Origin of the sequence: Aquamicrobium aerolatum DSM 21857 (assembly GCF_900113935.1) — a bacterium.
Taxonomy (GTDB): Bacteria; Pseudomonadota; Alphaproteobacteria; order Rhizobiales; family Rhizobiaceae; genus Aerobium; species Aerobium aerolatum.
In genome coordinates, this window is record NZ_FORF01000028.1 from 1 (window position 1) to 22,853 (window position 22,853).

Genomic DNA, 22,853 nt, shown 5'->3' on the forward strand with positions numbered 1-22,853 from the left:
CATCCCCAGACCCAGGGCAAGATCGAGCGCTGGCACCAAACCATGAAGAACCGCATCCTGCTGGAGAACTACTTCCTGCCCGGCGACCTGGAGGCCCAGATCGGCGCCTTCGTCGAACACTACAATCACAGGCGCTATCATGAGAGCCTCGACAACGTGACCCCGGCAGACGCCTACTTCGGCAGGGCCGCAGCCATCATAAAACAGCGCGAAAGGATCAAACGACAAACCATCCAGCATCGGCGCTTGCAGCACCGCAAGCTCGCCGCATAACATCAACCCAAAGACGAGGCCGATACTCCGCTAATCCAAGACCCAAACTGCGCCAAATGATCTGACGACGGACAGCTATACGTTTAAACGGTGGGTCCTCCGCCAGATCAGTTGGCGTCCAGCGGAGGACAGCGAGGCATTCGCTAGCGAAGGCGCTCAGTGATCATGCCCCAGAACACCGTCATATGAGCCAGACTGAGAGCGCCTCTGGCTCGCTCGCCACCTTCGTCTCCCGAACGATCTTATCCGACGAATCCACTACGCAAACGCTGGTCTGTTCCAGCGACACACCAATCCCTGCATTACAATTCATGGCTGATCCACACTTGATGTCGCGGGCCGACGATCGGACCTCGGTTCAAGATCATCACTCTGAGGGACAGCCATCTTCATGGCGAGATGAGGGGCCCAAACCTATTTCAGCACCTAGTCCATGCGCAGGCGAGCGGCAAGAGCGAGAAGTTGAACATCACCAGTGTCCCTGCGGCACTGCTCTACACCATTGGTAACGAGCGCTACGATTGGAAGTACCAGACCGAGCCGGATCCGACCCGCGATGGGCTCGTCGAGGCATGGCCGCGTGGCCGCGTCCCTGGCGGGTCGTCGGCGATTAACGGGATGATCTACGTTCGTGCACGCGCCGCAGACTTTGATCGCTGGGCCGGGATGGGCAACAGCGGCTGGAGCTGGAACGACATGTTGCCGATATTCCGCCGGATGGAGACGTCGGATTTCGGACCAAATCAATGGCGTGGCGGGCAGGGCCCACAAAATGTCGAGCAGCTTCGCTTCCGGCATCAACGGCTTCTACAACCCACGCCGCAAACACTCGGCTCTCCGGAGCGAAACCGGGACAGGTTCAATCTGCCGTCGGTTAATTTTACGGTGCCGGTTGAAATCAGCCGGAGGGGGTCAGCCCCCGCTAAAGACCCGCATGGCGATGAATAGCACCGCGGCTGCAACCGCGACGACGCTGGGGATGATAACAGCGGCGCCGGATGCCAGGGCTAAAGCGGCGATCCAGTCGTACGGCCTGTCCGAAGAGATTTTCACGAATACCTCCGCTGTGGTTTATCAATTGTGGGAGCACGGCCTTGTGGCCGGTCTCGCCCGCGCTGCTTGTCCGGTAGCGGGATGTCTTCGCCCTGCAGGAGGACTCGCTCGGCAGCACCATCCAGGTCCTCATATTGTCGGGCGCGCATCGACCACAGGAATGCAGCCAAGCCTACCAAGCCCATACCAAGCGCCACCGGAACCAGCCAGGCGAGATGGCTCATGTTGCCTCCGCCATGTGAAAAAGCGCTTGGCGGGAAGTGAATTTTGAACCCGCTCGCGGCAGCCGCAGCGCGTTTGCCACCACGATTATAGAGGATGAGGACATCGCGACGGCCGCCATCAAAGGAGTCACGTATCCGGCGACCGCTACAGGTATCACGAGGACATTATAGGTGATCGCCAGCGCAAGGTTCTGTTTTACAAGCCGCCCAGCCTGACGCGCTACAGAGATTGCCTGCGGCACCGCAGTCAGACTTGGACGCAGGAAGACCAGATCGGCCGCCATGCGCCCGACATCTGCCGCAGATGACGGTGCAATGGAAACATGCGCAGCCGCCAGTGCCGGCGTGTCGTTTAACCCGTCTCCGACCATCAGGGTGCGGCGACCGGCAGAGGCCAGCTCTGCGAGCCGGCCGACCTTACCGTCCGGCAGGGCGCCATGCTGTCTCTGCGAAATTTCGAGCGCGTCGGCAATGCGGATCACCTCGGTGCTTCGATCTCCTGACAGTATTTCAACCGGCAGACCGAGCTTGGCGATATCTCGAACAGCCTCTCGCGCGCCGAGGCGCAAGTCGTCCGAGACCACGATTGATCCAGCGGGTTGCCCGTTGCGCGAAAGCCAAACGGACGCATCGCTTTGACCCTGCGATCCTGCGCACGTCCAACCCATGCGTCCCAGCCTGTAAAAATCACTGCCTACACGACCTTCAACACCTTCGCCCGGCTCCTCGCGAAAGTCCTCAACCACACTCGACGAAGACGGAGCGAGAGCGGCCACGGCTCGTGCAGAAGGATGGCGCGACAAGGCTGCGAGCGCGGCGGCGTTAGCGAGATCTCGGTCAGATACGTCGTGGCCGGTCACCCGTGTTGCTCCTGACGTGAGCGTTCCCGTCTTGTCGAACACCACCACGTCAACTTCCGCAAGCCGCTCCAGCGCGCTGCCGTCTTTAAGAGTAATTCCGGCATCAAACAGCCGCCGCGCGGCCATCACGTGAACCATCGGAACAGCAAGGCCAAGTGCGCAAGGGCAGGTGATGATCAACACCGAGATAGCGATGGTGACTGCCATATGCCAATCGCCAGAAACTGTGAGCCACGCTATGCCCGTGGCGAGCGCGAGTGAGTGGATGACCGGCGAGTAGAGGGATGCGGCGCGATCAGCGATGCGGCGATACTGGCCACGACCGTGCTCTGCCGCTTCCATCAGCCGGATCATATCGGCGAGGAACGAATCTTGCGCCCGTTTCGAAACCCTCAACGAAATGGCTCCGTCAAGATTGAGCGTTCCCGACATGACGCATGTACCCACAGATGCAATCTGTGGCGCGGATTCCCCCGTCACTACAGAAAGATCGAGGCTGCCGCCCCCCGAGACGATGACCCCATCGACGGGAACGCGGTCACCAGGTGCAACCAGCATCACGTCGCCAATTTCGATGTCGCCTAGCCGACGATATTCGCGACTGCCGTCCATCGCCACGATGGTCGCGCCGCGCGGCATCATCCGGGCAAGACCCGTTACCGCGTTGCGTGCCTTGTTGCGCATCGCGTGGTCCAGCGTCCGACCCGCCAGCAGAAAGAACAGCAGGGAAGTGACCGCATCAAAATAGGCGTGACCGTTGCCAGCGAAGGTGTCGTAGAGACTCAAGCCCAGCGCCATGAGAATGCCGATGGAGATTGGCAGATCCATGTTGGTTCCGCCCTTGCGCACGGCTTTCCAGGCTGACTCGAAAAAGATTCGCCCGGAATAAGCGACCGTCGGTAACGCCAGTGCTGCCGATATCAAGTGGAAGGCGTTCCGGGTCTCGTCGTCGGCCCCTGACCACACAGAAACCGACAACAGCATGATGTTCATTGCCGAGAACCCGGCGACAGCAGTCGCGCGAAGCAGCCGCGCAGCCTGCGGGTCGGTTTCCTCAGCGCCATCATCCGCGAGAAAGGCCTCGTAGCCTGCGTTCTTCAGCGTCTCCACGATGGGGGGCACCGCAGATCCCGCGCGCCATTTCACAGATACCCGGCGTGTGGTGAGGTTGAGGCGCGCGGCGACTATACCTGGAAGATGCGTCAGGCTTCCCTCTATCGTTGAGATGCAGGCACCGCAGTGCGCCTGTGGAACCGATAGGTCTGTCTGCAGCAAACCGTCGCCGAGATCTCGGCTTGCAAGCTCTATTTCTTCAGCGGAAGGAGTTCCGCCGCCCGGACCAAGCGTGAGGCCAGCTTCAACTCCGGGCGCGCAGCAACTCATCCCGCCACCTCAGGCTCCGCGACCGCTCTGTAAGCGTGCCATGTCGCATGCCCAAGCAGTGGGAAGATGATGATCATGCCAAGCAGGCCTGTGGCGACGCAGATTGCAAACAGGACAATCACGATCGCCCCCCAGACGATCAAGGGAGACAGGTTGTTCCAGACCAGCTTCATACTGCTGCCCATCGCCGTCAGGGCATCAACGCGTCGGTCCAGCAGCATTGGCACAGCGAACACGCTGATCGCGAACGCGAAAGAGGCGAACAGACCACCAACCGCACTCCCCACCACCAGCATTGCCCAGCCATAGGGAGTACCAAGCAGGATCTCGATGACGTGATCGAGACCAGGAAAGGCGGTGACGCCGAAAAACAGCGCCCAGATTAACACTGCAGCTCTGTTCCACAAAAGCATGAGCAAGCTCAGCAGAAGGCCGGTAAAAAAAACCTGCGCTCCCGCGTTCGGCCGGACACGCAACATTTCTCCCAGGCTGATCTTCCTCCCTTCTTCAATAGCCCGGCTCTTTTCGTAGAGCCCTATGGCAAGGAAGGGGGCCACGATCAGGAAACCGGATAGCGAAGGGAAAAGAATATAGTCGCGCCCGAACCGCACGAGCGTCCACACGAATGCGACCGAGAGCACAAACACGCCGATGCCATAGGCGATGCTGGAAGCCGGTCGGATCCAGAAATCGCGCCAGCCGGCGGCGAGCCAGCGCAACCCCACAAACAGCGGGAGATTGCGATGCAGCCGAGGGTCATGGGTCTCCCCGATGCCGGATGTCTCGCTGAGAAGCCAGTAGGACCTGTCGCTGTCACTCATGCCCACATCTCCTTCAGCAAGCCGATTTTGCGGCGCGGTAGGCAGTGCCTTCGCCCGCGCTCTTCAGATGCACCACGCAGTCTGGTTCCGACTGAAATGCGACATAGATCAGATGTGCGTTGGCACCTGCGAAGATCAGAAGGAGGCCCGGAACCACGAGCCACGGAAGCCATCCAGCGGGAGACCTCGAATATGCACGGGAGTTCATGGCTGCCGCGTCCCCAGGTCGTGCACGTAAACGGCAAGCGTGCGAATTTCAGCTGTCGTCAGGCGCTCGTCCCATGTCGGCATATGGCCTTGTCGTCCCCCGTGCACTGAAGAGATGATGGTGTCGAGGCTGCCGCCGTATACCCAGTACGAATCCGTCAGATTAGGCGCGCCAACGTCTCGGCTACCTTCAGCGTTTTCGCCGTGGCAGGCTGCGCAGGTCGACGCGAACACTTCCTTTCCAGCCTCGATCCTTTCGATGTTCTGTGGCGTGGAATAATCTGGATTTGTCAACGAGTAGACATAGGCTGCAACGTTGTGGACCTGATCGCGTTCAAGCACTGCGTCGCGGCCGAACGCTGGCATTTGACCTATCCTGCTTTCGGGATGAGCAGTGTTGATTCCCACCCGCATAGTCTCCTCGATCAGTTCAGGATTACCTCCCCAGAGCCAATCCTCGTCTGTGAGATCGGGATAGTTGGCTCGTCCTCGGCCATCCCGGCCGTGGCAAGCCGCGCAATTGTCGCCGAAGAGCTGGCGTCCGGCATCACGGACTGTCTGCATCAGGGCTTCATCAGCCATAATTGCATCATAGGGTTCGGTTGCCAGTCGCGTGGTCCACCAGGCACGCTCGTGTTGTCCCTCAATCACCCGCGCCTCAACCGTGGTTCGTTGGTCGAACTCAAGCAGGCCCTTTGTGTAGGTTGTTCCCAATGGCCAGGTGGGTGCAAAGAACCACCAAGCGATTGCCCACACATGCGTGACGATCAGGAATATTAAGACGCCGCGCGGAACCGGTGTATCGAGTTCCTTGATTCCATTCCATTCATGGCCTGTCATTTCTCGACCGGTGACGGGATCTCGCTCTACTTCTGCCATGGCTTGTCGTCCTGACCGATGATGCTGCGCTTGGCATGGTCGAACCGCTTTCGGTTCCTTGGCCAGAATGCGTAAACGCACACGCATAGGAAGAAGCCCATCATGTAGAACAGGCCCCAGCTCTTGGAGATGGCGACGAGCGTCTCATAGCTGAAATCCATATTCGCTCCTCAATCCTCCGGGTCTGGAGGGAGTTCGGATGCTGCAGTATTGCGGTATGCTGCATCCGTCAGACGCCCCAGGACTTGCAGATAGGCCACCAAGGCATCCATCTCCGTAACGTGGGTCGTTACGCCATCGAAGGCGCTTACCTGCGTCGCCTCGCCGTAGCGCTCTGTGACACCGGCAGCAAAGTCAGTATCCGGGGTGGCCTGGCCGTACGCATCGCGCGCCGCGTTCTCGATCATCTCGTCGGTATAGGGCACCCCCAGCGTACGTTGTGCGGCAAGGTGCGCCGACAGGTCATCCATCCGCAGTCTAGACCGATTGAGGAAGGCATAGGCAGGCATGTTGGATTCAGGCACCACGTCGCGTGGATTGGTCAGATGCGCCACGTGCCAGAAGTCAGAATACTTTCCGCCGATACGTGCGAGGTCGGGTCCGGTTCGTTTGGAGCCCCACAGCATCGGGCGGTCGTACTGCGACTCCACCGCCAACGAATAGGGTCCATAGCGCTCGACCTCATCGCGCAGCGTCCGGATCATCTGACTGTGGCAGGCATAGCAGCCTTCGCGCACGTAGATGTTGCGGCCGGCAAGTTCCAGAGGTGTATATACGCGCATGTCGGGCGCGTGCTCCACCGTCTCGTCGATGGTAAAGAGCGGAGCGATTTCAACGATGCCGCCAACGCTGGCTGCCGCGATGATACCGAGCGTCAGCAAGATGGAAGACCGCTCTAACTTTCGATGGAACGTGTCACCCATGCATCATTCTCCAGGCACTACAGATGGAACGACCGGGACGTCCGCCGCACGCGCGATGTCTGGAACGGTGCGTACCGTCATCCAGATATTGTAGCAGGCAAGGACTGCCCCGATCAGAAACAACAGGCCGCCGAAAGCTCGGGCGATATAGTATGGGTACATCGCAACCAGAGAATCCAGGAACGAATAAGCGAGGACACCTTCTTCGGTGTATGTACGCCACATCAACCCCTGGATGATGCCTGAGTTCCACATCGCAAAGACGTAGATCACCGTGCCGGCTATCGCGAGCCAGAAGTGCCATTCGATCAGGGCGGCCGAGTACATCCGCTCCTTTTTCCAGAGCGAAGGCACCAGCGTGTAGAGCGAACCAAATGTGATCAATGCCACCCAACCCAGCGCACCCGCGTGGACGTGCCCGACGGTCCAATCAGTGTAATGGCTCAGAGAGTTGACGGGCCGGATCGCCATGAAGGAACCTTCAAAGGTCGACAGGCCGTAAAAGACGGCAGCGGCCATCATGAAACGCAACGTCGCATCATCGCGCACGCGATGCCATGCACCGTTCAGTGTCAGGAGTGCGTTGCCTGCGGACGCCCAGGATGGCACCAGCAGCATCACCGAGAACGTCATGCCGAGCGTCTGAACCCAGTGGGGAAGCGCGGTGTAATGCAGATGGTGTGAACCCGCCCACATGTAGAAGAACGTGATGCCCCAAAAGCTCAGGATCGACAGGCGGTAGGAGAAAATCGGCCGCTGCGCCCGGACGGGGAGGTAGTAATAAAGCATGCCTAAGAAGCCTGCCGTCAGGAAAAACGCGACGGCATTGTGCCCGTACCACCATTGCACCATTGCATCCTGGACACCGGGCCATATCGTGTAGCTCTTGGCGCTTCCCCATGACACCGGGATCGCGAGGTTGTTGACGATGTGCAGGATAGCCACGACCAGAATAAACGCCATGAAGTACCAGTTCGCGACGTAGATGTGCGGTTCCTTGCGTCTTGCGATCGTCGCGATATAAAGAACGAAATAGGTGACCCAAACGAGTACCAGCCACAGGTCAGCATACCACTCTGCCTCGGCATATTCCTTCGACTGCGTAATGCCGAGCAGATAGCCCGTGACGGCCAGAACGCAGAACAGGTTGTAGCCCAGTAGCACAAACCAAGGGCTTACTTGCCCGGCAAGCCGCGCTCGCGATGTACGCTGAACGACATGGAAGGATGTGGCGATTAGCGCGTTGCCACCAAAGCCGAAGATGACGCCCGTTGTGTGCGTAGGGCGCAATCGCCCGAAGGTGGACCATCCTGAGTCGAAGGCCAAGTTGGGCCAGGCTAATTGGGCCGCCACCCAGACCCCCATAAACATGCCGAATACGGCCCAACCCATTGAGAGCAAAATCCCAATTTTGATGGGATCGTCATAGTAAGAGGCACTACGGTCTTCGCTGGGCTCCGGAGCGTAGAAAGACGACATGATATACCAGCTTATGGTGCCCGCGAAGAGGATCACGATGACACCCTGAATGCCCAGCGTGTCTGTTCGTCCCACCGCAGCCATCAGAACTCCAGCAAGGGTCACCAGGACCGCTATCGCAAAAGCGTTTTGCCGTTCGGAGGATGTCAGGTTCGCGAGCATTGGTTCATCTCGTCCAGTTACTGAGCAAGCCATTCTCAGGTCGGCCAGAGGCTAACTGATGTCATTTTGCTTTGTAGAAGACCCACGAAGCCTCATGAACAGCTTGATGTTTTCGAACTCATGGAGTTTGGACCAAACCTTCCGTTGCGACAAGGTGCGTTGGTCTGTTAATGTGTGCGATGACGTTATCAATGGAATTCGTCAGAATGCGATGCTGAACCTTGATCTTGGCCCAAAAATTGCCTCATGCGCTTTCTGTAGCTCCTGAACGTTGTTGATGCCAGCGCTCGATAGATCATGATGGACATCAGTCGCTTGGACCTTCGGCGTGTGCAGCATCACCTCGACAAGACGTTAAACTGCGGCGCTGGTCTACACCGATGTTGCCACGGTTCTGTTGGCCCTGCTGCGGGAGCTATAGGGCACCTTTGATGGACAAGAGTCTCGAAGTGTTCCTCGCCGACTGGAAAAAATCCGGCCCAGCTATCGGGTGTCTACAGCGACTTGGAGGTGTATCAAACCTGTGTTCGCGTATGCTTGGAATTTGCACACGCGACCAGAACAATTGAAAAAGGCGCTGCAATGCTCAACGATCTGTTGGAAAACAATCGCAATTGGTCCGAGGAGCGCAAGCGCGCGAACCCGCAATATTTCGAGCGTCTGTCCCGCTTGCAAAAGCCGCAATATCTATGGATCGGGTGTTCCGACAGCAGAGTCCCCGCCAACACCATTACGGGACTTGAGCCAGGTGAAGTTTTCGTTCACCGCAATGTCGCGAACATGGTTCATCCGAGCGACCTCAACCTCCTGTCCGTCCTGGAATATGCCGTCGATGTTCTTGAGGTTTCGCATGTGATCGTATGCGGTCATTATGGCTGCGGCGGGATCCATGCCTCGCAGGAAGACCATCGCCACGGCATTGTGGATCATTGGCTACAACCGATCCGCGACGTCGCCGACCGCAACAAGGACTGCTTGGCGCAGGTGCCGGACCAAACCTCGAAACTTGACTTGCTTTGCGAACTGAACGTTCGCGCACAGGTCGAGCGCCTCGCCGGTACGCCGATCTTGCAGGCGGCCTGGAAAAATGGCCGCCGCGTGCGGGTTCATGGCTGGGTTTACGGACTGCGTGACGGTCTGATCTCCGACCTGCATTGCAGCGTCCCGGATCTTCAGTCCTTTGACGAGCTTAAGTAAAAAGCTGCCACCGCCTCCTCTTAGCCTGAAAAACAAGAAAAAAAGTGCTTATGAAAACGGGCGCGCGCATCAGGGGGCTTTGTCGCAAACTCGCCATTTGGACGAACAAATTGATCATATACAGTATTCAGGCAGTGAGTATTTCGAGCTGCTCGGCGATTGATGGTGCCGGATTGTAGGCGTACCTCGCCTGTCCTTTGCGCATCGTGTGATCCATCTCGATCCCGGACAGTGCGCGCGACGAGAAAGCCAACAGCCTTATGCCAATGCTTATTGCTGGCCTGATCCTCGTTGTGATTGACGGCATTGTGGTGATGGCGTTCGTGTAGGCTTGTAGTCAAAAAGAAACCCCGCCGCTCGAGGGGGTGGGGCTTGGATGGCGAGGCTTCTTCTGGGAAGAAATGCTCCCAAAAGCAAAATACTACAGTTTCTTCAGGTAGGCAAAGAAAACGCCGCCGGAGCGAAGCCGGCCTCGATCAGACAAAGGTGCTTCGTAGGAGATTTTCGACCTAACGCAGCAAGCCTGCTGGGAGACGCCGCGCGCCTTTGCGCGTAGTGTCGCGCTATCGCAGCGATTCTCTTCCTTTGTCCTTCAGCTAACAGTTCATCGGACATCAGAACGCTTCCAGCGAGCTTATTCGCTTAGGTTTCCTGCATTGAGCCACCTTTGGTGTTTCCATAAATGCCGTCATTTTCGTTCCTTTAGGCACGGCAATCCTCAAAGCTCTCCAATCAATGACGATGAAGCATGTAATGGCCAAGCTCGTGGACGATTGTGAAACGCTGTCGGGCCGGGGTCTGGTTCGCGTTGACGACGATGCAAAACCTGCCGTCCGCAATGCGCCCAATCATGCCGGGTGTTTCTAAGTCGAGGTTAAGGTGGCGCAAACCAGGAGCCGCAGCGTCTTGGCAAAGGAAACTTGCCAGACCGGCAACGCGCCTCGAAAATAGGGAAGAAAGGCGGCAAGAACTGAGCGTACGGGCCCGATGCTCGGTTAGAAAATTGCCTCGCGTTGATCGTTGGCGGGGACTTTTTGTGAGCAGACGCTTGCACCCTCAGGATAAGGGCGGCGCCTATTCCTCCAACCGGAACGGCCAGTCACTTCTGAGCCAGAGTGGGCGTGAAAATCATGGGCTCATCCAACATTGCATGCACCCTGTTGAAACGCTCCAGTCGGTCGATCACCGATGCTTGTGGAAGCGGGTCGCCCTGCAACTCCGGCGGCACTTTCCATCCCGGATCGATACCATCCATACTCGGCAGCTCGTGCGCGATTCCCTTGTGGCAATCGATGCAGGTCGCCTCGCCGGACAGCAGATAGCGCGTGTGAATCTCGGCAGCGCGCGGTGCTTGGCGAGAAAGGTCCATCGCGACGGAGGTATGGCAGTTGCGGCACTCGAGGCTGTCATTTGCTTTAAGGCGAGCCCACTCGTGCTGCGCCAGTTCCAGACGCTTGTCGAGAAATTTCTGGCGTGTGTTGATGGTGCCGAAGATCTTGCCCCAGACTTCTTTTGAAGCTTGCATCTTGCGCGCGATCTTGTCGGTCCAGTCGTGCGGCACGTGACAGTCGGGGCATGATGCGCGCACGCCGGACCTGTTGGAGAAGTGCACGGTGCGGCTCAGTTCCTCGTATACGTTGGCTTCCATCTCGTGGCAGGAGATGCAGAAGGGTTCGGTATTCGTCACTTCAAGGGCGGTGTTGAACGCGCCCCAGAAGAGCACTCCGCCGACAAATCCACCCAGCGTAAGGAAACCGAGGCTGAGCGTCGCTGCTGGCGTCGAAACGATCTTCCACACCCATGCTGTGACCGCCTTTATACGCGTCCACATTTATTGGTCCCCGGCGTGGCCGACGCCGAGCTCGCTCATGTCGACAAAACTGTTGCCGATAAGGGCGGGCGTATCGGCTTGCGGGACGTGGCATGCGGTGCAGAAATAGCGGCGTGGCGAAACATCGGCCAACATCTGGCCTTCGCGGGTCATGTAGTGCGTCACGCTGATCATCGGCGCACCCGAACCTTGCGTGAATTCTCTCTTATGGCACGCCAGGCACCGGTTGGTGTTGACCGAGAGCTGATACCCTTCAATCGAGTGGGGGATGACTGGTGGCTGTTCTGGATAAGCGCGCATCTTGCGGATGTCATCGACAACCCAGCGCGGTACGGGATTGGCCTGCAGGTTTTCCATCGGCTGCTTGGCTCCGGTCAGCGACGGCACGAGTTGTGCCGACATTTGCGCCATGGCAGCAGTTCCAAGCAGGGCGACGACGCCGAGAGCGGCAGCAAGCCGCCAGCGGTGCCTTACGCGAGGACGATCTTGACCGCGCATTTCTTGAAATCCGTCTGTTTCGAGATGGGATCTGTCGCGTCGAGGGTGACTTTGTTGATGAGCTTGCTGGCGTCGAACCACGGCACGAAGACGACTCCGCGCGGCATCCGGTTGCGGCCCCTGGTTTCCACACGCAGGCGAAGCTCGCCGCGTCTTGAAACCACGCGCACTTCCGCGCCCTGGTTGATGCCGCGGCGGCGCGCATCATCAGCGTTCATGAAGCAGACAGCGCCTGGGAACGCCTTGTACAACTCGGGCACCCGCATGGTCATCGAGCCGGAATGCCAATGTTCCAGTACGCGGCCGGTGACCAGCCAGATATCATATTCCTCGTCGGGCGATTCCGCTGGCGGCTCGTATGGGACCGCGAGGATGACGGCTTTGCCGTCAGGTCTGCCATAGAAGCGGACACCTTCGCCCGGCTTCACGTAGGGGTCGTAGCCTTCTCGATAGCGCCACTTGGTTTCCTCCCCGTCGACCACCGGCCAGCGCAACCCGCGCACCTCGTGGTATCTGTCGAAGGGTGCAAGGTCATGGCCGTGGCCGCGCCCGAATTCCGCGTATTCCTCGAATAGACCCTTCTGCAGGTAAAACCCATACTCTCGCGACTCGCGGTTTTCGTATTCCGGGTCGAGCTCGGAGAGCGGGAAGCGATCGACCTTACCGTTTTTGAACAGCACGTCGAAGAGGGTCTTGCCCTTGTATTCTGGGTTCGCCGTCAGGATGTCGGCGGGCCAGACCTCATCGGTCGTGAAACGCTTGGAAAACTCGGTCAGCTGCCACAGATCGGACCGTGCCTCGGCTGGCGCGTTGACCAGCTGCCGCCAGACATGGGTGCGCCGCTCCGCATTGCCATAAGCGCCTTCCTTTTCCACCCACATCGCCGCAGGCAGGATGATGTCGGCCGACAAGGCAGTCACCGTCGGATAGGCATCCGAGACCACGACGAAGTTCTCCGGATTGCGATAGCCTGGATAGGTCTCGTTGGATGTGTTAGGCGCGGCCTGAACGTTATTGTTGACCTGTACCCAGTAGAAATTCAGCTTGCCGTCCTTGAGCATCCGATCCTGCTGCACGGCATGAAAACCGATCTTGTCAGGCAGTAGCCCCTGCGGCAGCCGCCAGATCTCCTCGGTGTGCTGGCGATGCTCCGGATTGGTCACCACCATGTCTGCGGGCAGACGATGGGCAAATGTGCCGACCTCGCGGGCCGTGCCGCATGCCGAAGGCTGGCCGGTGAGCGAGAAGGGGCTGTTTCCCGGTTCCGAGATTTTCCCGGTCAGGAGATGGATGTTGTAGACCATCTGGTTGGCCCACACGCCGCGCACGTGCTGGTTGAAGCCCATGGTCCACAGCGACATCACCTTGATGTCGGGGTCGGCGTAGAGTTCTGCCAGCTGCTCCAGGAAGCCGGCTTCCACCCCTGAGAGTTCGGCCACCCTGTCCAGCGTGTATTCGGAAACCATGCTCCGGAACGCCTCGAAGTCGACCGGCTCCATCTTGCCGGGATCCGCCGCACCGGTTGCAGCCATTTCGACGGGGTTGTCGGGTCTCAGCCCGTATCCGATATCGGTCGCGCCACGCATGAACACGGCATGGTCACGCACGAACGCCTCGTTGACCCGCCCGGTCTGGATGATGTGGTTGGTGATGAAGTTGAGGATTGCGAGATCCGTGCCCGGCTTGAACACGATGGGGATGTCGGCAAGGTCCATCGAGCGGTGGGTGAAGGTCGACAGGACGGCACAGCGCACATGCGGTTGCCCAAGCCTGCGGTCCGCCAGGCGTGTCCACAGGATCGGATGCATCTCCGCCATGTTGGAGCCCCACAGGACGAAGGCGTCGGCGTGCTCGAAATCGTCGTAGCAGCCCATCGGCTCGTCCATGCCGAATGTGCGCATGAAGGCTACCGCGGCCGAGGCCATGCAGTGGCGCGCATTGGGGTCGAGATTGTTCGTCCGAAAGCCGGCGCGCATCAGCTTGGTGGCGGCGTAGCCTTCATAAATCGTCCACTGGCCTGACCCGAACATGCCCACGGCTTCGGGCCCCTTGTCGCGCAATGTCGCCTTGCACTTCTCGGCCATCACGTCGAAGGCTTCGTCCCAGGACACGGGCTCGAACTCGCCATCCTTGTCATAGACGCCGCCGGATTTTCGCATCAGCGGCGTCGTCAGGCGATCCTCTCCATACATGATCTTGGAGAGGAAATAGCCCTTCACGCAATTGAGGCCGCGGTTGACCTCGGCCTGCATGTCGCCATGGGTGGCGACCACCTGACCGTCCTTGACCCCGACCATCACCCCGCAGCCGGTGCCACAGAAGCGGCAAGGCGCTTTCGACCATTTGATCTCGAGTGCATCCACGCCACCGGGTACGGGTTGCGCCGAAGCCGGCAGGGCGATGCCCGCGGATGCCGCCGCCAGCGCTGCGGCGTGCGCTTTCAACACATCGCGTCGGTTGATGGAGGCGGTCATGATCTGGCTTCCTCCGGCTCTGCATGCTCGAACACCATGTTGGCTGCAAGAACGCCATCCATCAGCGAGATCGTCGTCAGGATTTCGCCAAGGACGCCGCTGGTTGGCCCCTCAATGGTGATGACTATGCGGCTTTCCTCATGCGCATGAACCTCGACGCCGGTCATGTCGGCGAGTCTCGCAGCGACGACCTTGCATCTTTCCGGCAGCGCGAGAACGACCGCGCTTGAGATGAAGTGCTGATCGGCGCGGGCCGTCAGGATATGCCTGCGCGTGAGCAGAGACATGACGTCAGCCTCCCGGAGGTCCTGGTGGACCGAAAACAATTTGATACATCCACACGAGAAAGCCGTAGCCGCCGACCACACCGACGGCGACCACCGGCCATATGCCGAATGCTAAAACGAGAAAGGCAAGAAGCTCCCTGCGCCGCGTTTGCGCAGGCGCAATTTCCACCGATGCAGCTGCTCTTGCGGGGTCCTGGGTCATGATCTCCTCATCATGTGCCTTGGACGAAGTTCCTCTGGGGAAGCTTCCAAGTACAGTAGATGCAATGGAAGCAGAAGAGCAAGCCCAATCTGGACGACGGAAACTTCGACGGCGCTCCTCTCGTTGCCTGTAGAAAAACAGACGCTCCCTCACCATCCGCAACTAGCGGGAGAGCAAACGCGGTCACGGGGCGATCATCCTCTCCTCAATGGCCACTGTCGTGCTCGTTCGGGGGCGCGTTGAAAACCTCGGGGTTCTCAGGCCCTTCGACGATCAGGTAGCCTGCGAGGCCGCGCTCGGCGCGCGACAGCGCGTGGTCCACCAGCACGAAACGTCCCGGCACCTCGCATTTGAACTCCACGATGTTGGCCGATCCTGGCGGCACCAAGATGCTCTGAACGTTGGTGATCGGCTCGCTGGTGACCGAGCCCATCTGATAGGCTCGATCGAAGATTTCGCCGATCACGTGGAACGCCGAACTGTAGTTGGGCCCGCCCACGCCCATGTAGATGCGCACGGTCTCCCCGACCTTTGCTCTCAGCGGATAATGTTCCGTCAGCGCACCGACATGCCCGTTGAAAACGAAGTATTCCGGCCGTTCGTTGAGCAGCTTGTCGTAGCTCTCAGTCAAAAGTCCGCTGCTGCCAAAGGGCTCTTCTGTGTAGATTTCCCCCTGCATCACATAGAATTCGCGATCCACGGGCGGCAGCCCTTCCTCAGGCTCAACCAGGATGAGGCCGTACATGCCGTTCGCGATATGCAGCGCGACGGGGGGAACGGCGCAGTGGTAGACGTAAATGCCTGGGTTGAGCGCCTTGAAGGTGAACGAGCGCTCCTCACCTGGAGCAGCAGTCGTCGCCGTTGCACCACCGCCGGGACCGGTCGCGGCATGGAAATCCACATTGTGCATCATCCAACTGTCTTGCGGGTTCTTCAGGTGCACTTCAACGGTGTCGCCGACGCGAACGCGGATGAAGGGTCCGGGAACGGTACCGTTGAAGGTCCAGAACCGGAACCTTGCCTTGCCATCCAGATTGGCTTCAATCTCCTTCGTCTCAAGGTCGACCCTGACTGTGGCAGGCTCGCGCCTTGTGATCGCTGGCGGGATATTCGTCGGATTTTCAGCGATGTCCGCTCCACCCGGATGCGCAGGGTTTACCGAGTAGATGCGGTTGCTCAGGCTGCCCGGATGGCTGCCATGGCCGACATCAACCTTCGGAGGGGTGGCGTGCGCTGCGTGCGCCTCGGCAAGGAGTGCGTCCGTTGCCAGCAAGCCGCCAACGGTCGCCCCCAAGCTGCCAACGAGCATACTGCGACGACTGATCGACACTTCTTGCTTCGCTGCGATGCCGCTCTTGTCTGTCGTCTGTGCCATTTCACTGCCCCTGTGCTTGTGCGATGAGTTCCGCCATGCGGATTTTGCCCTTGCCGGGCACGCTCGCAGCGATTGCCGCGTCTGGCGCTCCGGCGTCGCCCACCTGGATCAGGCCGACCATTCCCATGCCTACATGTGGCAGGCATTTGTAGGCGTAGAAGCCTTCCATCTCGAAGGTGACTGACACCTCCTCGTTGATCTTGCCCTTCCAGCCGGTCGCGCCGGCCGGAAGGGCCTTTGCGATCGATTCTGAGTTGTGCGTCTTGTCGGTTGCTATGAACGTGACCGTGTCGCCGACGGCGACCTTGAGGAACGCCGGCTCGAACTGCATGGCGCGCCCTTCCGAGTCCTTGTTGAGCATGATCACCTGATGATCAGCAGCTTGCGCCGCGAAAATCGGTACGATCGTTATGGCAGCGGCAGCCGATGCGGTTCTGAAACGGGTCATCATCAAACTCTCCATCATCCTTGCATCCTCCGAAGCTGGATTTAGGAGTTTCGTGTTGCCCCTTCTTTGTGCTGCAACAAAGAGCGTGCACATCGTCATTGTAGGCGCTTGCTTCCGGCCATTTCCTCTTCTGAGTTTGCGTCAGCGCAAACACGAACCGGTTACGTCAACTATGCTCCGGAACAAGAAGACATGAGGAAAATGGCCATGACGTCGATCAAGCTGTCCGCCGACCCCTCCATTCCGCGAGGCAGACGCAAGGCTGGAGATAACATCCACGACGGTCGCGGACGTCTCGTAGTGGCGCCGCCAATCCTTCAATACGGTTTTCGGCCGTTCTTCTTCCTTGCAGCGCTGCACGCAGGTGTCGTCATCCCGGTATGGGTATGGCTTTTTTTCACTGGAGAAGCTGTCTCCGGACCCTTCACACCTGTTGGTTGGCATGTCCATGAGATGCTTTTCGGCTATCTCTTTGCGGTTCTTGCGGGGTTTATCCTGACCGCCATCCCAAACTGGACTGGTCGGCTGCCGCTGAGCGGGTGGCCTCTCGCTGGCTTGGTGTTTTTGTGGCTGGCGGGCCGCCTTGCATGCGCCTTTCTGGCTCATCCGGTCGCAGCGATGGCGGTGGATCTTGCCTGCCCGGCGGCCCTTGCTCTGGCTGTCTGGCGCGAGGTGGTGGCAGGCCGCAACTGGAAGAACGCGCCAGTTGCAGTGCTTCTGACCCTTTTTGGTGTCGCCAACGCTCTCGACCACGCCGGAAACCTCGACATCGTGCAGGACGGCCTAGGCAGCCGCTTGGCGCTTGCAGTTATTGCCGTTCTGATCGCCTTGATCGGTGGTCGTATCGTGCCGAGCTTCACCCGGAACTGGCTCGCAAAGCGCCGCGTCACCAGCCTTCCGGCGAGCTTCGGTCTGATCGACAAGGCCGCGCTCCTGACTACAATTGTGGCCTTGGCGGCGTGGGTTGTCATTCCAGCTTCGCTATCTGCCGGGCTCCTGCTTTGTCTTGCAGCGGCACTTCTCGCAGTCCGACTGGCGCGTTGGCGTGGCCATTTGACGGTGCGCGAGCCAATCCTGCTCATCCTCCACATCGGCTATGGTTGGCTGGCGCTTGCGCTCTTCATGCTTGGCGGTTCGGCCTGGTACGACGAAACTCCGGTCAGTGCAGCACTTCACGCGCTTACGACCGGCGCCATCGGCACCATGACCCTTGCGGTCATGACGCGGGCAAGTCTCGGCCACACCGGAAGGGCGATTACTGCTGATGGGTGGACGATCGCGGCTTATCTGCTTGTCAATGCAGGGGCTGTTTTTCGGGTGGCGGCGCCGCTGACCGGTGAATGGTATCCGCATCTTCTGGCGTGCGGGGGCGCATTTTGGAGTGCGGCCTTTCTTGTTTTCGCAGTGCGATATGTGCCCATCCTGTGGGGACCACGCGCGGCGTGAAACCCCAACATAAAGGCATTGTCGCTAATTTTTCGGCATATGAAGTGTCATCCCTTGATACCGCGCCATGTCGTGAGGCAGGTTGTGTCGCGTCGACCCGCTGATTGCAGAGCTGTCGGGTCAGGTGGAGACGATGACCCTCGACAAGTCTTTGATTGCTGGGCTGGCGCCCTTTGCGGGAGCGGATGGCCAAGATCTGGAAATGATCTTGTCGCGTGCGCGCTCTGCGCGCTTCGCAAAAAACTCCGCAGTCTTCTCGCAGGGCGAGACGGCGACGTCGTTCTTTCTGCTCCTGTCTGGTCACATCAGGGTCGTGCGTGCTTCGCCGGAAGGCCACCAGGTCATCGCCAGATACATCAACGAAGGCGAACTTTTCGGCATTGCAATGGCGATGGGGATTGAGAACTATCCAGCGACTGCAATGGCAGCCGTCGACTGCGTTGCGCTGATCTGGCCAAACAGTGTTTGGCATGAATTCCAATCGCGCATACCTGCGTTTTCCGCGAGCGCCTATGGCACCATCGGCGCACGGCTTCGCGACACGCAAGAGCAGGTGCTCGCGTTGTCGAGCCAGCAGGTCGAACAACGTGTGGCGCACGCATTGCTGCGCATTGTCCGCCAGTCAGGACGAAAAACCGCTGACGGGATCGAGATTGATTTCCCGATCTCCCGACAGGACATTGCCGAGATGACCGGTACTACCCTTCACACAGTGAGCCGGCTCCTGAGGGCGTGGGAGGAGGAAGGCCTTGTGCGAAGCGGCCGCCAAAAAGTGGTGATTACCGATCCGCACGCGCTCGTGCTCGTCGCGGAGAGCCGGCACGGGAAGTCCAAAGACTAGCTGTATTCGCTGCCGGCAAAGGGCTGTGCCGCTGCATTGTCGTCGTCCCTGATCGCGTCCGAAAGATCGTCCTCAAAGCGTTTGCGATCAATGTCATGGGCATCGCACGTGTCCGCCACAGTGTGGAAGATGGCGATAGGGCACCCCACACAAAGCATTTCGTGGTGCAGGAACACCCTTATGGTGGCTGGCCAGCGGCGCATTATTTCATCCAGTGACAGCGACATGGGCGGTTCGTTGTATCCTGACGGGTCCAAGGCGGCACCTCCATCGGAGCACATTAGGCTCTCCGCGGAACCGCTCTTTGTGCCGACACAAACTCCACGTCCAAAATCGTGCGCACTAACAGACAAACACTTCATGCCGTAGCGGAGGGACTGGTCAAAATCTTACGAGTTCGAAACGATGATCGGGGGCCGCTTGCTGTCCCGTGAACCGAACCCACGGACCCGCTGCATTTCTAGCAACATACTGCTGAGCCGATCTGCGAATGGTTTGCACCGCAACCGCACGAGAGGAACGATGCTCGCGAACCTGACATCCTTCGAACGGAAAGGTTGGCAGACCCCCACGGTTCTCGACCGTCGAGTAGCCATCACGCTCTAGACAACGAGTATGGTTCATTTCCGGAACTCACTTGCTGGCATGCCGTTGATGCGAACCAAATTGCTTCTGGAGCAAACACATGACGTTAACGGTAGCCATCGTGGGCGCAGGTCCCACGGGTCTCTACACATTTCAAAAACTGATCGAGACGAAAGAGCCCCTGACGATCTGGGTGTTTGAAAAGGGCGACCGTGCCGGGATCGGTATGCCTTACACGGCCGAAAAGACCGACCGCCGCATGCTCGCCAACATAGCCAGCATCGAAATCCCTACGCTAACCATGTCTTATTATGATTGGCTGAAGGAGCAACCTGACGCGATCTTGAAGAGCTACGGCGTTGAACCGACGACATTTAACGTGCGCACGTTTACGCCGCGCATGCTGCTGGGCGAATATTACCGCGCGCAGTTCGTGACGCTGGTTGGTCATGCTGAAGAGCGCGGTCATCACGTCGAAATTCTCGAAGGCGTCGAGATCGAGGACGTAGTGCCGCAGAACAACGCCGTGCAACTGATCTCGACGGTCGGTGTGATCGAACAACTATTCGACCGCGTGATCTTGGCCACGGGCCACATGTTCCCGATCGATGAGGACGAAACCGATCATTACTATCCAAGCCCGTGGTCGGGCTTGATTGATGCGGACATCCCGGCAACGTCGGTCGGAATCATGGGAACGTCCTTGAGCGCGATCGACGCAGCGATGGCTGTTTCCTGCCAGCATGGGCGGTTCAAGGAAGACGGGAAGGGCGACCTCTCTTACGAGTTGAAGGACAAGAACTCGAAGCTCGCGATCTCCCTTCTGTCGCGCTCGGGCATCGTGCCGGAAGCCGACTTCTACTGCCCGCTTCCCTATGAGCCGCTGACGGTCTGCACCGAGGCGGCGCTTACAAATGAGCGGTCAAAGAGCACCGATGGCCTGCTCGACCGCGCCTACGTTCTCTTCGCGAGGGAAATCGAAACGAACGATCCCGACTGGGCTAAAGAAATTGCACTGCAAAAACTCGACGCCGACACTTTCCACGACGCCTATTTCGACAGGCGGCTAAAGTCCGACCCGTTCAAATGGGCCCGAAAGAATCTGAAGGAAGTCGAGGAGAACCGCGACGCCAGGATCACTGTCGCCTGGCGCTACGCGATCCTTCGCATGCACGAAGCGTTCGAGGTGCTCTATGCCGACCTTTGTGAAGACGACCGCAAACGCTTTGATCGTGGCTTGAAGCGCGTGTTCGTCGACAACTACGCCGCCATTCCGCCGGAATCGATCCGCCGAATGCTGGCGCTGCGCGACGCGAAGATCCTCAGCGTCGCAAGCCTTGGCGAAGACTATGGCATGACGGTCAGGCCGGAAAAAACGATCATCACCAGCAACGATGAGTGCTATGAGTTCGAGGTGTTCATCGACGCGCGCGGCCAGCAGGCGCTTGGCTCAAAGGAAATTCCATTCCCAACGCTGCGCAAGATTCTGCTCGATGCCGGCCCCGAAGTGACGGAGGTCGGCGAAGATTACAGCGTCATTGATCCGCCGGAACTGGAAGGCCTTGTCAGCCTTGGTGCGATCCCATTTCTGATGCACGACCGCCCGTTTGTGCAGGGTATCACAGCCTGCGCCGAGATCGGCAAGGCCATGGGGCATGCGGTTCGCCGGCAGGCAACACGTCGGCGTCGGCGGGTGATGGCGGCGTGCGGCGGACCAAGGCGTAAGGCAGAGCCGACCTGAGCCCGCGCTTCGTTCTAAACGCACGCTGTAGTTCTTTGGTCCTCAACTACTCTGTGGAATAGTGGAATAGGTTATCCCTTACCGCCGTAGGTGGGCCATTCCTAGCAGGTAGTCAGCATTTACCTGCTTGAAGCCGTATCCCAGGCTTCGCGGCTACTGGCGGTGGTGCAGGGCACTCCGACTTCATTTCCAATCCGTGTGCGCCTCGAGACCGTACTGTTGACACAGCGGCTCGTCGAGCAGCGATTCACCTGCTCCGGTGAAAACCTGTGGCCTGATCAGGGCATGATTTCCGTTCGCGCTCGGCTTGCTCATCCTGCCCGTCTCGTTTCCGCACGCACTCGTGCTCGTTGCGGAGAACCGGCACGGGAAGTCCAAAGACTAGCTGTGGCGTCGCTGGCGCAGGGCCGTGCCGCTGCATCGACGTCGTCTCGATCGCGGTAGAAAGATCTTCCTCAAAGCGTTTGCGACCGACGTGATGGGGTCGCACGTGTCCGCAACAGTGTGGAAGATGGCAATGGGCACCCAAAAATCATTTCGTAGAGCAGTAACCCTTGTGCTGGTTTTCCACTGGCGCATGATCTCATCCAGTGACAGCGACATGGGCGGTTGGTTCTATCCTGACGGGTCCAAGGCGGCAGCTCCATCGGAGCACACTAAGCTTTCAGCCGCGGTGTTCTTTGTGCCGGCACAAAGAGCAGGTCGCTTGTGTGCGTGTTTCTGCATCGGGGAGGGAGGTCTCGCTGTAAACAAACGCCCAGATGCCAGACCTTTAATCCAGCGAGCTGCGCCTGACCAACTTGTCTGCGGTTATCTTTAGGTTCTTTTGATAGCCATTGCAGTGTGCCCTGCATCACGCCACTACTGCAATGTGGAAGTAGATCACGCGAATGAACCAGATAGGCAGATTGCTGAGATGCACATACTCGTTTTCAACGCTGGCAGCTCAAGCTTGAAGTTTGGCATCTTCAGCGTGGGGGCCGAAACACGGGAGGTCCTCAAGGGGGCCTACGAACGTTTCCGCAACGGAGCCTGCGAATACCGCTTTCGCTACGGCGATCGTGATCAGCGTGGGACGACGGGATTTGCTACGCCTGCCGAAGCGATGTCGGGCGTGCCGGAAGCGTTGGAGCGCGCCGGATTCGGCGCAATTGATGCAATCGGGCACAGGTTTGTCCACGGTGGCGCACGATTCTCTGTTCCGACGGTTCTGAATGAGGAAGTGATCGCGGCGATAGAAGCCTTGACGCCGCTTGCGCCGCTGCACAATCCGGCCAATCTGGGGGCTGCAAGGCTGTGCCGCCGTCTTTGTGTCAATGACCGTGGAAACGGGACCCCGCCTTTTCGTGTAAAAGGGACCCCGGTTAGAGCTTGTGAAGGGCACGCCGGTTAGCGCCCGATCAGGCGAAGCTGGTCGGGGTTGCACAGCCTGATCGGGCGCGGCTGATTGGCTTTTCGGCTTTAGCTTTGAGAGCGGCTTTTGAAGCGCCAGGATTCGTTTCCGGTCTCGACGATTTCGCAGTGGTGCGTGAGCCTGTCCAGCAGTGCGGTCGTCATCTTGGCGTCGCCGAAGACGCTCGGCCATTCTGCGAAAGCGAGATTGGTGGTGATGATGACGCTGGTGCGCTCGTAAAGCTTCGAGACGAGGTGGAAGAGCAGTTGCC

Annotated in this window: 24 protein-coding genes and 1 pseudogene; 7 read left to right on the plus strand and 18 right to left on the minus strand. The window is 59.0% G+C overall.

Annotated elements, in window-relative coordinates; all coding sequences use genetic code 11:
- Positions 1 to 273: integrase core domain-containing protein (locus BMZ42_RS16235; protein WP_139207973.1), on the plus strand; the 273-nt coding region annotated here is incomplete at its 5' end.
- Between the two features lie 187 nt (positions 274 to 460).
- Here BMZ42_RS16235 and BMZ42_RS18300 read toward each other — a convergent pair.
- Positions 461 to 586, minus strand: a pseudogene (locus tag BMZ42_RS18300) (IS110 family transposase); the annotation flags it as partial.
- A 149-nt stretch (positions 587 to 735) separates the two neighbouring features.
- On the opposite strand from BMZ42_RS18300, the gene BMZ42_RS16240 reads away from it, so the two are divergent.
- Complete coding sequence (locus BMZ42_RS16240) at positions 736 to 1,221, plus strand: GMC family oxidoreductase N-terminal domain-containing protein (RefSeq protein WP_244523303.1); 486 nt, start codon at positions 736 to 738, stop codon at positions 1,219 to 1,221.
- A gap of 101 nt (positions 1,222 to 1,322) precedes the next feature.
- Here BMZ42_RS16240 and ccoS read toward each other — a convergent pair whose 3' ends face one another.
- From ccoS to ccoN, 7 genes are all read right to left on the minus strand, one after another.
- Positions 1,323 to 1,550, minus strand: a complete 228-nt coding sequence (gene ccoS / locus BMZ42_RS16245; RefSeq protein WP_091524597.1) for a cbb3-type cytochrome oxidase assembly protein CcoS — start codon at positions 1,548 to 1,550, stop codon at positions 1,323 to 1,325.
- On the minus strand, positions 1,547 to 3,793 hold the full coding sequence (locus BMZ42_RS16250; RefSeq protein ID WP_091524599.1) for a heavy metal translocating P-type ATPase: 2,247 nt from the start codon (positions 3,791 to 3,793) through the stop codon (positions 1,547 to 1,549). Before BMZ42_RS16250 ends, ccoS begins: the two co-directional genes overlap by 4 nt.
- Positions 3,790 to 4,614: a DUF2189 domain-containing protein gene (locus BMZ42_RS16255; RefSeq protein ID WP_091524601.1), complete on the minus strand. Its 825-nt coding sequence runs from the start codon at positions 4,612 to 4,614 to the stop codon at positions 3,790 to 3,792. Before BMZ42_RS16255 ends, BMZ42_RS16250 begins: the two co-directional genes overlap by 4 nt.
- Positions 4,615 to 4,818: 204 nt before the next feature.
- Complete coding sequence (gene ccoP / locus BMZ42_RS16265; protein ID WP_091524606.1) at positions 4,819 to 5,700, minus strand: cytochrome-c oxidase, cbb3-type subunit III; 882 nt, start codon at positions 5,698 to 5,700, stop codon at positions 4,819 to 4,821.
- Positions 5,688 to 5,861 (minus strand): cbb3-type cytochrome c oxidase subunit 3, encoded by a 174-nt coding sequence (locus tag BMZ42_RS16270; protein ID WP_091524609.1) that lies wholly within the window; start codon positions 5,859 to 5,861, stop codon positions 5,688 to 5,690. The genes ccoP and BMZ42_RS16270 overlap by 13 nt, the downstream gene beginning before the upstream one ends.
- A gap of 9 nt (positions 5,862 to 5,870) precedes the next feature.
- Complete coding sequence (gene ccoO / locus BMZ42_RS16275; RefSeq protein WP_091524612.1) at positions 5,871 to 6,623, minus strand: cytochrome-c oxidase, cbb3-type subunit II; 753 nt, start codon at positions 6,621 to 6,623, stop codon at positions 5,871 to 5,873.
- Positions 6,624 to 6,626: 3 nt separating this feature from the next.
- Positions 6,627 to 8,264, minus strand: a complete 1,638-nt coding sequence (ccoN, locus tag BMZ42_RS16280; protein WP_091524614.1) for a cytochrome-c oxidase, cbb3-type subunit I — start codon at positions 8,262 to 8,264, stop codon at positions 6,627 to 6,629.
- A gap of 582 nt (positions 8,265 to 8,846) precedes the next feature.
- Between ccoN and can the strand changes: the two genes are divergently transcribed.
- Positions 8,847 to 9,461 carry a carbonate dehydratase gene (gene can / locus BMZ42_RS16285; RefSeq protein ID WP_091524617.1) on the plus strand — a complete coding sequence of 205 codons (615 nt, stop codon included), beginning with the start codon at positions 8,847 to 8,849 and terminating at the stop codon, positions 9,459 to 9,461.
- Positions 9,462 to 10,193: 732 nt separating this feature from the next.
- Here can and BMZ42_RS18520 read toward each other — a convergent pair.
- The 8 genes from BMZ42_RS18520 to BMZ42_RS16325 form a co-directional block, all read right to left on the minus strand.
- Positions 10,194 to 10,313 (minus strand): ImmA/IrrE family metallo-endopeptidase, encoded by a 120-nt coding sequence (locus tag BMZ42_RS18520; protein WP_091524618.1) that lies wholly within the window; start codon positions 10,311 to 10,313, stop codon positions 10,194 to 10,196.
- 247 nt (positions 10,314 to 10,560) lie between these two features.
- The gene (locus BMZ42_RS16295; RefSeq protein ID WP_091524621.1) at positions 10,561 to 11,292 is read right to left on the minus strand and encodes a cytochrome c3 family protein; all 732 of its coding nucleotides are present in this window, start codon (positions 11,290 to 11,292) and stop codon (positions 10,561 to 10,563) included.
- On the minus strand, positions 11,293 to 11,790 hold the full coding sequence (locus BMZ42_RS16300) for a nitrate reductase cytochrome c-type subunit (protein ID WP_091524624.1): 498 nt from the start codon (positions 11,788 to 11,790) through the stop codon (positions 11,293 to 11,295). It lies immediately after the preceding gene.
- Positions 11,763 to 14,264 (minus strand): periplasmic nitrate reductase subunit alpha, encoded by a 2,502-nt coding sequence (napA, locus tag BMZ42_RS16305; RefSeq protein ID WP_091524627.1) that lies wholly within the window; start codon positions 14,262 to 14,264, stop codon positions 11,763 to 11,765. The genes BMZ42_RS16300 and napA overlap by 28 nt, the downstream gene beginning before the upstream one ends.
- The gene (locus BMZ42_RS16310; protein WP_091524629.1) at positions 14,261 to 14,551 is read right to left on the minus strand and encodes a chaperone NapD; all 291 of its coding nucleotides are present in this window, start codon (positions 14,549 to 14,551) and stop codon (positions 14,261 to 14,263) included. The genes napA and BMZ42_RS16310 overlap by 4 nt, the downstream gene beginning before the upstream one ends.
- A 4-nt stretch (positions 14,552 to 14,555) precedes the next feature.
- A complete protein-coding gene (napE, locus tag BMZ42_RS16315; RefSeq protein WP_091524631.1) occupies positions 14,556 to 14,753 on the minus strand; it encodes a periplasmic nitrate reductase, NapE protein in 198 nt (65 codons plus the stop codon).
- 205 nt (positions 14,754 to 14,958) lie between these two features.
- The gene (gene nirK / locus BMZ42_RS16320) at positions 14,959 to 16,128 is read right to left on the minus strand and encodes a copper-containing nitrite reductase (protein ID WP_091524634.1); all 1,170 of its coding nucleotides are present in this window, start codon (positions 16,126 to 16,128) and stop codon (positions 14,959 to 14,961) included.
- Position 16,129: 1 nt separating this feature from the next.
- On the minus strand, positions 16,130 to 16,576 hold the full coding sequence (locus BMZ42_RS16325) for a pseudoazurin (RefSeq protein WP_091524643.1): 447 nt from the start codon (positions 16,574 to 16,576) through the stop codon (positions 16,130 to 16,132).
- A 207-nt stretch (positions 16,577 to 16,783) separates the two neighbouring features.
- Here BMZ42_RS16325 and BMZ42_RS16330 point away from each other — a divergent pair, with 207 nt between their 5' ends.
- A complete protein-coding gene (locus tag BMZ42_RS16330) occupies positions 16,784 to 18,022 on the plus strand; it encodes an NnrS family protein (protein ID WP_091524636.1) in 1,239 nt (412 codons plus the stop codon).
- Positions 18,023 to 18,155: 133 nt separating this feature from the next.
- A complete protein-coding gene (locus BMZ42_RS16335; RefSeq protein ID WP_091524646.1) occupies positions 18,156 to 18,863 on the plus strand; it encodes a Crp/Fnr family transcriptional regulator in 708 nt (235 codons plus the stop codon).
- Here BMZ42_RS16335 and BMZ42_RS16340 read toward each other — a convergent pair.
- On the minus strand, positions 18,860 to 19,066 hold the full coding sequence (locus BMZ42_RS16340; RefSeq protein WP_420492482.1) for a hypothetical protein: 207 nt from the start codon (positions 19,064 to 19,066) through the stop codon (positions 18,860 to 18,862). The genes BMZ42_RS16335 and BMZ42_RS16340 overlap by 4 nt on opposite strands.
- 482 nt (positions 19,067 to 19,548) lie before the next feature.
- Between BMZ42_RS16340 and BMZ42_RS16345 the strand changes: the two genes are divergently transcribed.
- The gene (locus BMZ42_RS16345) at positions 19,549 to 21,189 is read left to right on the plus strand and encodes an FAD/NAD(P)-binding protein (RefSeq protein ID WP_091524639.1); all 1,641 of its coding nucleotides are present in this window, start codon (positions 19,549 to 19,551) and stop codon (positions 21,187 to 21,189) included.
- A gap of 916 nt (positions 21,190 to 22,105) precedes the next feature.
- Positions 22,106 to 22,582, plus strand: coding sequence for a hypothetical protein (locus BMZ42_RS16350; protein ID WP_091524642.1), 477 nt, complete (start codon positions 22,106 to 22,108; stop codon positions 22,580 to 22,582).
- Between the two features lie 68 nt (positions 22,583 to 22,650).
- Here BMZ42_RS16350 and BMZ42_RS16355 read toward each other — a convergent pair.
- Positions 22,651 to 22,853: ATP-binding protein (locus BMZ42_RS16355; protein ID WP_175556757.1), on the minus strand; the 203-nt coding region annotated here is incomplete at its 5' end.